This window comes from Pseudomonas taiwanensis (assembly GCF_013393345.1).
GTDB classification, from domain to species: domain Bacteria; phylum Pseudomonadota; class Gammaproteobacteria; order Pseudomonadales; family Pseudomonadaceae; genus Metapseudomonas; species Metapseudomonas resinovorans_C.
Window position 1 is genome coordinate 28578 of record NZ_QJRF01000067.1, and the last position, 14639, is coordinate 43216.

The 14639-nt window shown below is 64.9% G+C and carries 10 protein-coding genes; 3 read left to right on the plus strand and 7 right to left on the minus strand.

Features of this window, described 5'->3' with window-relative positions:
* Positions 1 to 154: 154 nt before the first annotated feature.
* Positions 155 to 613 carry a GNAT family N-acetyltransferase gene (locus DM872_RS19570; protein ID WP_077522183.1) on the minus strand — a complete coding sequence of 153 codons (459 nt, stop codon included), beginning with the start codon at positions 611 to 613 and terminating at the stop codon, positions 155 to 157.
* Positions 614 to 800: 187 nt separating this feature from the next.
* On the opposite strand from DM872_RS19570, the gene DM872_RS19575 reads away from it, so the two are divergent.
* Positions 801 to 2924 carry an acetyl-CoA hydrolase/transferase family protein gene (locus DM872_RS19575; RefSeq protein WP_179061031.1) on the plus strand — a complete coding sequence of 708 codons (2124 nt, stop codon included), beginning with the start codon at positions 801 to 803 and terminating at the stop codon, positions 2922 to 2924.
* A 42-nt stretch (positions 2925 to 2966) separates the two neighbouring features.
* On the opposite strand, the gene eutC is transcribed toward DM872_RS19575, so the two are convergent.
* The 3 genes from eutC to eat are packed head-to-tail and all read right to left on the minus strand — an operon-like array spanning position 2967 to position 6637.
* A complete protein-coding gene (eutC, locus tag DM872_RS19580) occupies positions 2967 to 3800 on the minus strand; it encodes an ethanolamine ammonia-lyase subunit EutC (RefSeq protein ID WP_179061032.1) in 834 nt (277 codons plus the stop codon).
* A 16-nt stretch (positions 3801 to 3816) separates the two neighbouring features.
* The gene (locus tag DM872_RS19585; protein WP_179061033.1) at positions 3817 to 5211 is read right to left on the minus strand and encodes an ethanolamine ammonia-lyase subunit EutB; all 1395 of its coding nucleotides are present in this window, start codon (positions 5209 to 5211) and stop codon (positions 3817 to 3819) included.
* A gap of 55 nt (positions 5212 to 5266) precedes the next feature.
* Positions 5267 to 6637 (minus strand): ethanolamine permease, encoded by a 1371-nt coding sequence (eat, locus tag DM872_RS19590; protein ID WP_179061211.1) that lies wholly within the window; start codon positions 6635 to 6637, stop codon positions 5267 to 5269.
* Between the two features lie 293 nt (positions 6638 to 6930).
* Between eat and qhpR the strand changes: the two genes are divergently transcribed.
* Positions 6931 to 7983 carry an AraC-like transcriptional regulator QhpR gene (qhpR, locus tag DM872_RS19595; protein ID WP_179061034.1) on the plus strand — a complete coding sequence of 351 codons (1053 nt, stop codon included), beginning with the start codon at positions 6931 to 6933 and terminating at the stop codon, positions 7981 to 7983.
* Between the two features lie 190 nt (positions 7984 to 8173).
* On the opposite strand, the gene exaC is transcribed toward qhpR, so the two are convergent.
* A complete protein-coding gene (gene exaC, locus DM872_RS19600; RefSeq protein WP_179061035.1) occupies positions 8174 to 9694 on the minus strand; it encodes an acetaldehyde dehydrogenase ExaC in 1521 nt (506 codons plus the stop codon).
* A 315-nt stretch (positions 9695 to 10009) separates the two neighbouring features.
* Here exaC and DM872_RS19605 point away from each other — a divergent pair, with 315 nt between their 5' ends.
* A complete protein-coding gene (locus DM872_RS19605; RefSeq protein ID WP_179061036.1) occupies positions 10010 to 11911 on the plus strand; it encodes a sigma-54-dependent Fis family transcriptional regulator in 1902 nt (633 codons plus the stop codon).
* A gap of 525 nt (positions 11912 to 12436) precedes the next feature.
* On the opposite strand, the gene phnX is transcribed toward DM872_RS19605, so the two are convergent.
* Both phnX and DM872_RS19615 read right to left on the minus strand, forming a co-directional pair.
* Positions 12437 to 13264 (minus strand): phosphonoacetaldehyde hydrolase, encoded by an 828-nt coding sequence (gene phnX / locus DM872_RS19610; RefSeq protein ID WP_179061037.1) that lies wholly within the window; start codon positions 13262 to 13264, stop codon positions 12437 to 12439.
* Between the two features lie 40 nt (positions 13265 to 13304).
* Positions 13305 to 14633, minus strand: coding sequence for an MFS transporter (locus tag DM872_RS19615; protein ID WP_179061038.1), 1329 nt, complete (start codon positions 14631 to 14633; stop codon positions 13305 to 13307).
* Between the last annotated feature and the right edge of the window lie 6 nt (positions 14634 to 14639).

Genomic DNA, 14639 nt, shown 5'->3' on the forward strand with positions numbered 1-14639 from the left:
AGCAGCATGCACGCTGCAACTGTTTCCATTGTTTTCCCGGCGCAGGAATGCGGATAGCGCCTGCGCACCAAACCGGTGCAAGGCTGGAGTGCCGGGAGTTCGGGCTGGGGGACGCAGAAGGGCCCGGCGCACTGGCCGGGCCCAGGCAGCGGGTTCAGTCGCTGTTGATTGGCAGGATGTAGTTCTTGAACTCGGTGTCCTCACGGAAACCGATGGACTCGTACACCTTGTGCGCCACTTCGTTGTCGACGCTGCTGGAAACGCGCATGCGCACGGCGTTGGTTTCCCGCGCCATCTTCTTCGCGGTCTGCAACAGGCGGTCGGCGACCAGTTGGCGGCGGGCGTCCTCGGCGACGTAGATGTCGTTGAGAATCCAGACGCGCTTCAGGGACAGCGAGGAGAAGCTCGGATAGAGCTGACAGAAGCCCATCAGGCGTGTGTCATCGTCATCCGGAAAGGCCAGGTAGATCACCGATTCCTTGCGACTCAGGCGTTTCTCCAGAAACTTCTTCGAGGACTCCGGGAATGGCAGTTCACCGTAGAACTCACGGTACTTCACGAACAGCGGCGTAAGCAGGTCCAGGTGCTCCAGGGTGGCTTGGACGATGCGCATGATGGGCCTCGGTATCTGTGAATGGGCATTTTTGGCGATGCAGATGCTGTGCCAGCCAACGTCGCTGATGCTGCACCAGAAATTGTGGAAAACGCAATCCAAGCAAGCGTTTGAATGGTTGGTTGGCGTGAGCAATACCGGCGCTGGCAGGGTCCAACGTTCATCGCTGTATGCCAAGGAGGACGCCATGCTCCGTTGCGCGCTGGATCAGGCCGTCGAGCAGGTACTTGAACGCATCGACGGCCCCATTCGGTTGGGACTGCCGCTCGGGCTCGGCAAGCCCAACCGGTTCGTCAATGCGCTTTACCAGCGGATCAAGGCCCTGCCGGAGCGGCAGCTGATCATCTACACCGCCTTGTCCCTGGCCAAACCGCAGCCCGCCAGCGAACTGGAGCAGCGCTTCAGCGGCCCCTTCCTGCGCCGGGTCTTCGCCGATTACGTCGAACTCGACTACCTCAGCGACCTGCGTTGCGGCGAGTTGCCGCCCAATGTGCAGATCGAGGAGTTCTACCTGCAGCCCGGCAGCCAGCTGGACAATCCGCAGGCCCAGCAGAATTACATCAGCCTCAATTACAGCCAGGTGGTTGCCGACCTGCAGCGCAAGGGCATCAACCTGATCGCCCAGATGGTGGCCTCCAGGACGCAAAGCCCCGGCCGCTTCAGCCTAAGCTGCAATCCCGATGTCACGCTCGACCTGCTTCCCGGCCTCCGCGAGCGCCGGGCAAGGGGCGAGGCCATCGTCATGGTCGCCCAGGAACATGCCGAGCTGCCCTACATGACGGGGCCGGCGGAAGTGGACGCGGACTGCTTCGACCTGGTGCTGGAACGGGTGGAGCGCAGCCGACTGTTCTCCACGCCGAACATGCCGGTCAGCACTCAGGACCACGCCATTGGCCTGCACGCCAGCACCCTGGTGCGCGACGGCGGCACCCTGCAGACGGGAATCGGCGCGATGGCCGACGCGCTGACCGCCGCGTTGCTCGCGCGCCATACCGACAATGCCGGCTACCAGGCGCTGCTGGGGGCCATGGATGTGCCGGGTCGATGGGGTGAGCTGATCAAACGTGAAGGCGGGCTTGCGCCCCTCACCCGGGGCCTTTACGCCAACAGCGAAATGTTCCTGTTCGGCCTGCTGGTGCTGATGGAGGCAGGCATCCTGCGCCGCCCCGTGTACGCGGATATCGAGCTGCAGCGCCTGGCCGACGCCGGGGTGCTGGACGCTAACGGTGTGATAGTCGATTTCGATGCCCTGGCCGAGCGATTGCCCCGCGGGCTGGATGCCGAAGGACTGGCCTGGTTGCAGCAACATGGGCTGCTCGACGAAGGCATCCGCTTCGAGGAAGGCCGGCTGCGCCTGCCGGATTGCCGCAGCAGTGCCTGCGATATCCACAACCCCGACTTGATGCCCTATTGGGGCAAGGCCAGCGGGGGGATTCTTGTGCACGGCGGTTTCTTCCTGGGGCCCCAGGTCTTTTACCAGCGCCTTCGCGAAATGGGCGAAGCTCGGCGTGCGCGCATTTCCATGGGGCCCATCAGCCAGATCAACCGACTTTACGGCGATGAGCCGCTCAAACGCCTGCAACGACGCGATGCGCGCTTCATCAACAGCTGTTTCATCGTCACCCTGCTCGGTGCCAGCGCTTCCGATCAGTTGGCGGATGGCCGGGTGATCAGCGGCGTCGGCGGCCAGTACGATTTCGTCGCCCAGGCCCATGAACTCGAAGGCGCCCGCTCCATCCTGATGCTGCGCAGCTGGCGTGAGTCGGGCGGCGTGGTCAGTTCCAACATCGTCTGGGAATACGGTCACGCTACGATTCCCCGGCACCTGCGGGACCTGGTGGTTACCGAGTACGGCATCGCCGACCTGCGCGGCAAGAACGACGCCGAGGTGATTGCAGCCCTGCTGCGCATCGCCGACTCGCGATTCCAGGGCGGGCTGATCGCCGACGCGCAACTGGCCGGCAAGCTGCCCGAGGATTTTGTCCTGGAGCCGGTCTGGCGGCAGAACACGCCCGAGCGGCTGGAGGCGTTGCGCGCGGAATTCCCCCAGCTGTTTCCCGAGTACCCCCTCGGCTGCGATTTCACCCCGGTGGAGCAGGACCTGCTGCGCGCCCTGCGCTGGCTCAAGCGCAAGCTGAATCTCGGGGAGATCATCGACCTTGGCCGGGCGGCACTGTTCGACCTGCCCGATCCGAACAGCTTTGCCGGACATCTTGAGCGAATGGGGCTGCTCACGCCGACAGGCCTGCGCGAGCAGCTGTATCAGAAGCTGGTGCTGACCGGTCTCAAGGCGACAGCCAAGGGCGATTGAACGGGCGCGGCAGTGCCACGGCGGCGTGTCTGCGCCGCAGGTTCAGTGGTGGTCGCTGGCCAGCAGGAAATTGCCGGCCAGGGCGCGATCCGGCTCCCCGGACAGGCTCGGTACTTCGGCCTCGTCCTTCAGGTTCACCCCGGACAGCTGACGACGGCAGGCTTCGCGCATCAGGTAGAGCAGGCGGTGGGCGGCCATGCCGTAGCTGAGACCTTCCAGGCGCACGTTGGAAATGCAGTTGCGATAGGCATCGGTGAGCCCCACTTTCGGCGCCCAGGTGAAGTACAGGCCGAGGCTGTCGGGTGAGCTGAGGCCGGGACGTTCGCCGATCAGGATCACCACCATCTTCGCGCCAAGCAGTTCGCCGATTTCATCGGCCACCGCCACGCGTCCTTGTTGCACCAGCACCACGGGCGAGAGCGACCAGCCTTCGGCCGTCGCCTGTTCTTCCATGCGTTCCAGGAAGGGCAGGCTGTGGCGTTGTACGGCGAGGGCGGAGAGACCGTCAGCCACCACCACCGCGAGGTCGTAACCGTTGGGGTTGGCTCGGGCATGTTCCTGCAGTTTTTCCCGTGAGGCTGCATCGAGGCGCCGGCCGAGGTCCGGGCGTTGCAGGTAGGTGTCGCGGTCCGCTGCGGCGCTGTGCAGCAGCAGGGTGTCACGGCCGCGTTCGGCCAATGAGGCACTGAGGCCCGCATGGTCGAACGGCAGGTGGACCGCGTCCCGTGCCTGGGCGTGGGCGTACTGGAAATTCAGCTGCGCGTGGGTGGGAAGGCTGATGCCGGCGCGACCCAGGGCGATGCGCGCCGGGGTGAGGCGGCGCAGCTCTTCCCAGGGGTTGGCGGTGTGGCCGGAGGTGGGGCGTGGAGTTTTCATACATCTCTCCTCGGGGTCAGGCCAGTCGTGCAATGGCCTGACGGAAGGCGGGCGGCAACTGGTCGCCGAGCATGACCCGGCCATCGCTCTGCACCAGGATTCCCATGCGTTCCAGCCAGGCCTCGAACTCCGGAGCCGGCTTCAGGCCCAGGCTCTGGCGGGCGTAGAGGGCGTCATGGAAGGAGGTGGTCTGGTAGTTGAGCATCACGTCGTCGGAACCGGGGATGCCCATGATGAAGTTGATACCGGCCACACCGAGCAGGGTAAGCAAGGTATCCATGTCGTCCTGATCGGCTTCGGCGTGGTTGGTGTAGCAGATATCGCAGCCCATGGGCACGCCGAGCAGCTTGGCGCAGAAGTGGTCTTCCAGGCCGGCGCGGATGATCTGCTTGCCGTTGTAGAGGTACTCCGGGCCGATGAAGCCGACCACGGTGTTCACCAGGAACGGGTTGAAGTGTCGGGCAACCGCATAGGCGCGCGTTTCGCAGGTCTGCTGGTCGACGCCGTGGTGGGCGTTGGCCGACAGCGCGCTGCCCTGGCCGGTTTCGAAGTACATCAGGTTGTTGCCGAGGGTGCCGCGCTTCTGCGACAGGCCGGCTTCGTAGCCTTCCTGGAGAATCTTCAGGCTGATGCCGAAGCTGGCGTTGGCTGCCTCGGTGCCGGCGATGGACTGGAACACCAGGTCCAGCGGCACCCCGCGCTCGATGGCGGCGATGGAGGTGGTGACGTGGGTCAGCACGCAGGCCTGGGTGGGAATCTCGTAGCGCTGGATGATCGCATCGAGCATTTCCAGCATCGCGCAGATGGAGGAAATGCTGTCGGTGGCCGGGTTGATGCCGAGCATGGCGTCGCCGTTGCCGTAGAGCAGGCCGTCGAGAATGCTTGCAGCGATGCCGGCAGGTTCGTCCGTGGGGTGGTTGGGCTGCAGGCGGGTGGAGAGCCGGCCGCGCAGGCCCATGGTGTTGCGGAAGCGGGTGATCACGCGGATTTTCTGCGCCACCAGCACCAGGTCCTGCACGCGCATGATCTTCGACACGGCGGCGGCCATTTCGGGCGTCAGGCCCTTGGCCAGGGCGCGTAGGCTGGCTTCGTCTGCGTGCTCGCTGAGCAGCCAGTCGCGGAAACCGCCGACGGTTAAGTGGCTGACCGGGTCGAAGGCGGCGCGGTCGTGGCTGTCGATGATCAGCCGCGTGACTTCGTCTTCCTCGTAGGGAATCAGCGCCTCGTCGAGGAAGTGCTTCAGGGGAATGTCGGCCAGGGCCATCTGCGCGGCGACCCGCTCGCCGTCGCTGGTGGCGGCTACACCGGCAAGGTAGTCGCCGGAGCGCGCCGGGCTGGCCTTGGCCATGACTTCCTTGAGGCTGTCGAAACGCCAGGTTTCACCGCCGACGCTGTGGGAAAAACTGCTCACTCGAAGCTCTCCTTGGTGAGGCGCCCCAGCCTTCTTGCGCTGGGGCGCGAGAGGGTCAGGCGCGGTTCAGCAGCGCATCGGCCGGGGCATCGGCGCGATGGTGGGCGGTGAACTGGAAGTAGATATACCCCGCCGCCATGAAGCCAAGGAAGATGAATCCGATCAAGGTGTTGAACCAGGCCATCGCCAGCAGGCAGACCACGGCCAGAACCAGGGCGATGGCGGGAACCACCGGATAGCCCGGCGCGCGGAAGGTGCGCTCCAGGTTCGGTTCGCTGGCGCGCAGCTTGAACAGGCTGAGCATGCTGATGATGTACATCACGATGGCGCCGAACACACTCATGGTGATCATCGCGGCGGTCAGGGTCATGCCCTGCAGGTTAACCAGGCCGTCGCTGTAGATGGCGGCGATGCCCACCACGCCGCCGGCGATGATGGCGCGGTGCGGGGTCTGGAAGCGCGACAGCTTGGCCAGGCCACGAGGCAGGTAGCCAGCGCGGGCCAGGGCGAAGAACTGACGCGAGTAGCCGAGGATGATGCCGTGGAAGCTGGCGACCAGGCCGAACAGGCCGATCCACACCAGCATGTGCATCCAGGTGGAGTCATTGCCGACCACGGCTTTCATGGCCTGGGGCAGCGGGTCGTTGATGTTCGACAGTTGGCGCCAGTCGCCCACGCCACCGGCCATGATCATCACGCCGATGGCCAGGAATACCAGGGTGAGGATGCCGGCGATGTAGGCACGCGGGATGGTGCGTTTCGGGTCCTTGGCTTCCTCGGCCGCCATGGCCGCGCCCTCGATGGCGAGGAAGAACCAGATGGCAAAGGGAATGGCGGCGAAGATGCCGGAGAGAGCCTCGCCGCTGAACTCATTGGAGCCAGCCCAGCCGTTGAGGACGAAGTTGGAGAAGCTGAAGCCCGGCGCCACCACGCCCATGAACACCAGCAGCTCGGCCACGGCCAGCACGGTCACAACCAGCTCGAAGGTGGCGGCGATGCTGACGCCGAGGATGTTCAGGGTCATGAACACGATGTAGGCGCCCACCGCTGCGTGCTTCGGGTCCAGCTCCGGGTACTGCACGTTGAGGTAGGCACCGATGGCCATGGCGATGGCCGGCGGGGCGAAAACGAACTCGATCAGCGTGGCGATCCCGGCGATCAGCCCGCCCTTCTCGCCAAAGGCGCGGCGGCTGTAGGCGAAGGGCCCGCCCGCGTGGGGAATGGCGGTGGTCAGTTCGGTGAAGCTGAAGATGAAACAGGTGTACATGGTGGCTACCAGCAGTGCGGTAACCAGGAAACCGAGGGTGCCGGCGGTGCCCCAGCCGTAGCTCCAGCCGAAGTACTCACCGGAGATCACCAGGCCGACGGCGATGCCCCAGAGGTGCAAGGTGCCGAGCGTTGGTTTTAGTTGTGTTGTGCTCATCAGGACTCCTCGCCCTTGGGGGCGTCGTTGGTGGATGACCAGTCTCGATCTTATCCAGCGACTCTCCGCAGGACTTGACCGTGGAACGCCATGTGCGGCCTGTGCGGTCAAGTTGTGTCCCTTTGTTACCCATCGCCCCACCAGCCCTGCTCCGGCGTGGGGCGAGCCTTTGGAAAATGCCCCGAAAAGGCCCGCAGATGCCGTCCTGAAAGGCCTGTGGAGGCCCTGGCTGAAGAGCGGGGCGAGGGCATGGGTTTTGCTTGTTTGTCCGTTCAAAAAAGAATCGGTGGACCGTGATGAATCCGTCCCTGTTTTCCAGCGCCAGTCTGCAGGCATCCGCCGCGAGCAACGTCGGTGTGCTTTCGGCTGCCGCCAGTGGTCTCGATCGTTTCATCACCGGACACGGCGGTGACCTGGACCGCATCTTCGGCCGCTCCGGGATCAATCCGGAACAACTGCGGCACCCGACCCTGAGCCTGGCCCTGACCAACTACTGCCAGGTGCTGGAAGAGGCTGCGCGACAATCCGGCTGCGACAATTTCGGCCTGCGCTATGGCCAGCAATTCCAACCCCGCGACCTCGGCTTGCTGGGCTATGTCGGGCTGTTCTCGAACACCCTGGAAGAGGCACTGAAGAACTTTGCCGCGGCCTTCCCCTATCACCAGCACAGCACCCTGATCCGCCTGGTGGATTGCGGCGAGTGCTATCGCTTCGATTACCAGGTCCGTCACGGCGCGATCCTCGATCGCCGCCAGGATGCCGAGCTGACCATGGGCATGGCGCTCAACCTGGTCCGCCATGCGTTGGGCCGTGACTGGGCCCCGCGTGCGGTGGCCTTCGAACACGAACGGCCCGAGGGCTGGCAGGAACATAGCCAGGCATTCGGTGCGCCGGTGCAGTTCGGCCGGCCCTGCAATTTCCTGCTGGTGCCCAAGGGTGATGTGCAGGGCAGGCTGATGCCCGAGCGTGATCCCAATCTGCTGTTCCTGTTCCAGGACGTGATTCGCCGGCTGGGCGAGCAGGGCGCGGGGCCGAACCTGCTGGAGGAAGCCAGCACGCAGATTCGCCTGGCCCTGGCGTTGGGCGAGCCCTGCCTGGAGCAGATCGCCGAGCGCCTGGAACTGACCCCGGCGGCCCTGCAGCGCCGCTTGCGCGAAGAGGGCTTGAGCTTCAGCCAACTGGTGGAACAGACCCGCCGCGACCTGGCGCTGCATTACCTGCGTCAACGCCAGCGGCCAATCTCCGAGCTGGCTCCATTGCTCGGCTACTCCGAAACCAGCGCCTTCTCCCGCGCATTCCGCCGCTGGTTCGGCGTGAGCCCGCGGCAGTGGCGCGGGGATGAGCGCTGAGGCCTGAAATCTCCCGTGGGATTGGGGAGGAAGGTAGGTTGGGCAGAGCGCAGCGAAGCCCAACAATTGGGGTTTGAACCCTGGCACGTTGGGCTTCGCTGCGCTCTGCCACAACCTACGGGAAGAGGTTCGTGCTCCATGAAATAAAAAAACGCGGCCGAGGCCGCGTTTTTTATTCAGGTGCCGGGGATCAGAAGAAGCCCAGCGGGTTGATGTCGTAGCTCACCAGCAGGTTCTTGGTCTGCTGGTAGTGGTCGAGCATCATCTTGTGGGTTTCACGGCCGACGCCGGACTTCTTGTAGCCACCGAAGGCGGCGTGCGCCGGGTACAGGTGGTAGCAGTTGGTCCACACGCGGCCCGCCTTGATGCCACGGCCCATGCGGTAGGCGCGGTTGATATCGCGGGTCCACAAACCGGCACCCAGGCCGAACTCGGTGTCGTTGGCGATCGCCAGGGCTTCGGCTTCGTCCTTGAAGGTGGTAACACCCACCACCGGGCCGAAGATTTCTTCCTGGAACACGCGCATCTTGTTGTGGCCCTTCAGCAGGGTCGGCTGGATGTAGTAACCGGTGGACAGGTTGCCTTCCAGTTTTTCCACCGATCCGCCGGTGAGCACTTCCGCGCCTTCCTGCTGGGCGATGTCGAGGTAGGAGAGGATCTTCTCGAACTGCTGCTGCGACGCCTGGGCCCCGACCATGGTCTCGGTGTCCAGCGGGTCGCCACGCTTGATCGCTTTGACCTTCTTCATCACCTCGGCCATGAACGCCGGGTAGATGGATTCCTGCACCAGGGCACGGGACGGGCAGGTGCAGACTTCACCTTGGTTGAAGAAGGCCAGCACCAGGCCTTCGGCAGCCTTTTCGATGAAGGCCGGCTCGGCCTGCATGATGTCTTCGAAGTAGATGTTCGGGCTCTTGCCACCCAGCTCCACGGTGGAGGGGATGATGTTCTCGGCGGCGCACTTGAGGATGTGCGAACCCACTGGGGTGGAGCCGGTGAAGGCGATCTTGGCGATGCGCTTGCTGGTGGCCAGGGCTTCGCCCGCTTCCTTGCCGAAGCCTTGCACCACGTTGAGCACGCCGGCCGGCAGCAGGTCGCCGATGAGTTCCATCAGCACGGCGATACCCAGCGGAGTCTGCTCGGCAGGCTTGAGCACCACACAGTTGCCGGCGGCCAGGGCCGGGGCCAGCTTCCACGCGGCCATCAGCAGCGGGAAGTTCCACGGGATGATCTGGCCGACCACGCCCAGCGGTTCGTGGATGTGGTAGGCGACGGTGTTCTCGTTGATTTCGGCAGCGCCGCCTTCCTGGGCGCGGATGCAACCGGCGAAGTAGCGGAAGTGGTCGGCTGCGAGCGGGATGTCGGCGTTCAGGGTTTCGCGTACGGCCTTGCCGTTGTCCCAGGTTTCGGTGACGGCCAGGACTTCCAGATTCTGTTCGATGCGGTCGGCGATCTTCAGCAGGATGTTCGAGCGATCCTGCACCGAGGTGCGGCCCCAGGCATCGGCCGCAGCATGGGCGGCGTCCAGGGCTTTCTCGACGTCTTCGGCAGTGGAGCGGGGGAATTCGGCGATCGGCTGGCCATTCACCGGAGAGGTATTGGTGAAGTACTGACCCTTGACCGGGGCGACGAACTCGCCACCGATGTAGTTGCCGTAGCGGGACTTGAAGGAAACGACAGCGCCGGGGGTACCGGGTTGGGCGTAACGCATGGTGTTTCTCCTGTCTCTTGTTTTGTTGGAGATAACGCAGGGTGGCGTATGTCTTCCACAGAGCAAGGGTTGGGCCATGGCGTGGAAAGCACCGTTCCAGAGCGGTTCTTGCGCCACGCACTTGAGGTGCTGGCGGGCGCATGTGGCATGCCTGCCACAGTTGAGGGTGACACTTTGTCACGTATCTGGCACAGCAGGTGACCAGCGGGTCAGGGGGCCATTGCAAAGGCCCCTTTGCTGGAGGATGCTGCGTCGACGCGAATGCCGTTCCACGGCCCGGGCTGCCTCCCGGAAGCGCGCAGGAGAAGAACAACAATGCAGAATCCTCTCAGTCGTCACGCCCAACAGGTGATGACCCTGGCACAGGGGAAGGCGCAGGCCAGCGGGCCGGCAGCCGACCCTTCGATTGCTCGCTCCTGGCTGCGTTGCCTGGAGGACTATCACCTCGATCCCGCCCAGCCAGTGGCGCCCACGGTGCTGGAGCACGGCCGCATGCTCGAATGCCGCGAGCGCATGCAGCAGGTGCTGGAAGTGGCCAACGGCGAGATGAACAACCTCTACCGGCAACTTTCCGGGGCCGGCCACGCGGTGCTGCTGACTGACGCCCGCGGGGTGATCCTCAACTGTGTCACCGCCCATGCCGAAAGACCCGCCTTCGAACGCGCCGGGCTCTGGCTGGGCGCCGACTGGAGCGAGTCCAGCGAGGGCACCAACGGCATTGGCACCTGCGTGGTGGAGCGCCAGGCGCTGACCATCCACCAGGACGAACATTTCCGCAGTCGTCATACCGGCCTCACCTGCTCCGCCAGCCCGGTGTTCGACCCGCAGGGCGAGCTGATGGCGGTGCTGGATGTGTCCTCCGCACGGCACGATGTTTCGCGCCAGAGCCAGTTCCACACCATGGCGCTGGTCAACCTCTCGGCGAAGATGATCGAGAGCTGCTATTTCCTGCGTCGTTTCGAAGGCAACTGGCTGCTGCGTTTCCACCTTCAGGCCGAGTACATCGGCCTGTTCAGCGAAGGGCTGCTGGCGTTCGATGGCGAAGGGCGCGTCAGTGCGGTGAACCAGAGCGCGATCAACCTGCTGGGCGTGCCTCGTGAGCGCCTGATCGGCCAGTCCGTGGAAGCCTTCTTCGATTGCCGCCTCGACGATCTGCTCGGCCGCGCTACTCCGCAGCCCGTGACGAGCTGGCCGCTGCGCACGCACAATGGCCGGTCCCTGTTCGCTGCTCTGCGCGGCGAATCACGCAGCGTTGCGCAGCCCGTACCGCTGGAGCCGCCGAAGCCCACGCGGCCGGGTATCTGCCTCGGCGATGCGGCGCTGCAGAACGACTTCCGCCGGGCGTTGCGCGTGTACGAACGCGATGTGCCGCTGCTGATCAACGGCGAAACCGGCTCCGGCAAGGAAGCCTTCGCCCGTGCGCTGCACCAGGCCAGCTCCCGTGCCGAGCAGCCCTTCGTGGCGCTGAACTGTGCGGCGATTCCGGAAACCCTGATCGAGAGCGAGCTGTTCGGCTATCGAGGCGGCAGCTTCACCGGCGCCCGCAAGGAAGGCATGCGCGGCAAGCTGCAGCAGGCCGACGGCGGCACCCTGTTCCTCGACGAGATCGGCGATATGCCGCTGGCGCTGCAGACCCGCCTTCTGCGCGTGCTGGAGGAGCGCCAGGTAGTCCCCATCGGCGGCGAGCCGCTGTCGGTCGATGTGCGCATCATCAGCGCCACCCACCGCGAGCTGGAGGAGCGTGTGCGCAGCGGTGGCTTCCGTGAGGACCTCTTCTATCGCCTGAACGGCCTGGTCCTCGATCTGCCGCCCCTGCGCGATCGCAGCGACAAGCCGGAACTGCTGCACTACCTGCTGGCGGAAGAGGCACGCGGGATGCGTGTCGTCCTCACCGAAGAGGCTCGCCAGGCCCTGCTCGACTATCACTGGCCGGGCAACGTGCGGCAGATGCGTAACGTGCTGCGGACCCTGGCGGCGCTGTGCGAGGACGGCATCATTCGTATGACGGACCTGCCTCGCGAGGTGGTACGAGCGGCGCCCTCGGTCGTCGTACCGGAGCCGGTGGCGAGCCCCTTGGGCGATGCCGAGCGCACCGCCTTGCTCAATGCGCTGGACAGCCAACGCTGGCACATGACCCGCACCGCCGAGCAGCTCGGCATCAGCCGCAATACCCTGTACCGGAAGCTGCGCAAGCACGCCATCGCTACGCGGGGGTAATGATGTGGGAGCGCCAGGGGCGGGCGTGGCACGGACAACCCCCTCTCCCTTCGGGAGAGGGCTGGGGTGAGGGGGGATCAGTCCATCCTTCGAACTTAGCAAGGAGATGCTGCGCATCCCTTCGCGAATGAATTCGCCCCCACAGGGTTCGAGTCTCACTGGAGGCTGCGGGCTGCTGCTTGTTTGTGGGGGCGATTTCAATCGCTGACCGGACCGCAGGGCCGGCCTTCGGGATTTCAGGGGGATGCTTCGCTTCCCTTCGCGAATGAATTCGCCCCCACAGGGTTCGAGTCCCGCCGGAAGCCGGGAGTTGCTGCTTATTTTGTGGGGGCGATTTCAATCGCTGACCGGACCGAAGGGCCGGCCTTCGGAATTGCAGGGGAACGCTGCGCATCCCTTCGCGAATAAATTCGCCCCCACAGAAATAGAAAAGCCCGGCCCCTTTTCAGGGGCCGGGCTTTTTCATGAGAGGTGCGGGCATCCTTGCCCGCCGGGGGAGGGGCCGACGGCTGACCCCGCTTCCAATCAGCTGGACTGGGGCATCTCGCCACGGGCCAGGCGCTTGTTGATGTCATCGATCACCGCCGGCATCTCGGCGATGGTGTCGATCAGGTAGTGCGGGCGGGAGCCTTCGAACATCTGGCCGATGCGTGCACGTTCCTGGTCCAGCTTGTCTTTCGGCAGCGCCTTGAACTGTTCGTACGTCAGGCCGAGGGCGTTACCCGAGCAGGTCAGGGCCACGGTCCACATGCCGGCGCTGCGGCCTTCGAGGATGCCCGGCCAGGTGTCGTCCACCTTCACGCAGGCGGCCACGTCGTTGATGCCGAGGGCGATCACGTTGGCCAGGGACTGCGCCGGGTGCGGGCGGCCGTTGGGCACTTCGTCGGTGGCCACCACGTGGTCCGGCGTGTAGCCGTTCTCGCGGGCCAGTTCCACCACCTTGGCCATCACCACGGCTGGGTAGCCGGAGCAGGTGCCGATCTTCAGGCCCTTGTCGCGCAGGGTGGCGATGGTGTCGAGGGCGCCGGGGATCAGCGCCGAGTGCAGGCCGATCTTCTCGATCTGCAGCGGCATGAAGCGCTCGTAGATGGCGGTGACGTCATCGTCGGTGGGCAGTCGGCCGAAGGCGGCGCGGTAGCGTTCGGCGATGGCCGGGATGTCGCAGAGCGTGCGGATGTGGTCCCACTTGCCCATGCCCATCGGGCCGCGCGCTTCTTCCAGGGAGACGGCGACGCCGAACTCACCGAAGGCCTCGACGAAGATCTGGGTCGGTGCGAAAGAACCGAAGTCGACGACGGTGCCGGCCCAATCGAGGATGACGGCTTGCAGTTGGGTGGGTTGCTTGTAATGCATGGTGATGACTCCAGCGGATTGCAGGTTGGGCTAAGGGAATTCAGGACTTGGCCCCGGCCAGGGCCGGTTGACCGGTTGCCGGGAAGCTTTCCGGCGCTTTCAAGGGTTGCGGGCGGCTGTTCCAGAAGGGCACCAGCATCAGGCTGGCCAGCAGCGCCGCTGCGGTGAACACCACGAATACAGTGTTGGTGTCGAAGTAGCCCGGCAGCAGGCCGCCGAGGATGGCGCCGACCGAGCCGCAGCCGTTGACGAAGCCCGCGGCGGTGCCGGCGGCTTCCTGGGTGCCGAAGTCGATGGCGGCGGAGCTGCTGATCATCGAATCCGGTCCGTAGAGGGTCATCCCCATCATGAACAGCAGGCCGACCACCAGGTACAGGCTGCCGCTCTGCATGGCCGGGACGAACAGCGCCAGGCACACGGTGAGGGCGATCAGGCTGAACACGCAGGCCGGCATGCGGCGGGCACCGAAGAGCTTGTCGGAAGCCAGGCCGATCAGGATCGGACCGACCAGGCCGGCCAGTTCGAAAGCGGTGGGGACAATGGCCGAGGCGACCTTGCCGATGGCGGGCATGCGTTCGTAGACGATGACCGGACCCCACAGCAGGATTGCGTAGCGCGCGGGTTTCAACAGGAAGTAGGCGAGGCCGAGGATCAGCACGGTGCGGTTTTTCAGCACTTTGCGCAGGGCGTTCCAGTGGCCTTCACGCGGTCCGTTGGTGCTGGTTTCCACTTCGACCGGCGCATGGCCGACGTCTTCTGGCTTGTTGCGTTGCAGGAAATAGAACAGCACCGCGACCACGCCCACCACCAGTGCACTGGAGATGAACGCCATGCGCCAGTCATGGAACACCTCGTAGGCCCACCAGCCGGCGAAAGGGGTGGCGACCAGGCCGCCGAAGGCGTAGCAGGTGCTCCAGTAGCCCAGGACGCGGCCGCGCTCGCTGGTGGCGAAGAAGCTGCCGATGTTCTTGCACAGGCCCGACCAGCCGGTGGACTGCGCCAGACCCTGGACCACCATGCAGGTGGCGAAGATCGGCAGGGTGGCGAAGGTACCCATGACAACGGCTACCAGGGCCGAAATCACCAGGCCGCCGAGTACCACCACGCGTGGACCGAAACGGTCGGCGAAGATGCCCCAGGTGAACTGACCCACGGCGTAGGCGGCCAGGTAGAGGGCGTCGAGGTTGGCCATCGCGGCCTTGTCGAGTTCGAAGCTTGGGTCTTCGCCAATGCCGAGCTTGGCGACGGAGAAGGCTTTACGCGTGAAGTAGAAGGCGGCGTAGGCCAGCCAGGTGATGAGGAAAATCTGGACACGCCAGCGCTGGAGGGACTTCCAGCCGCTGTGCAAGGCGCCTGCGTTGTTGTTCATGGTTTT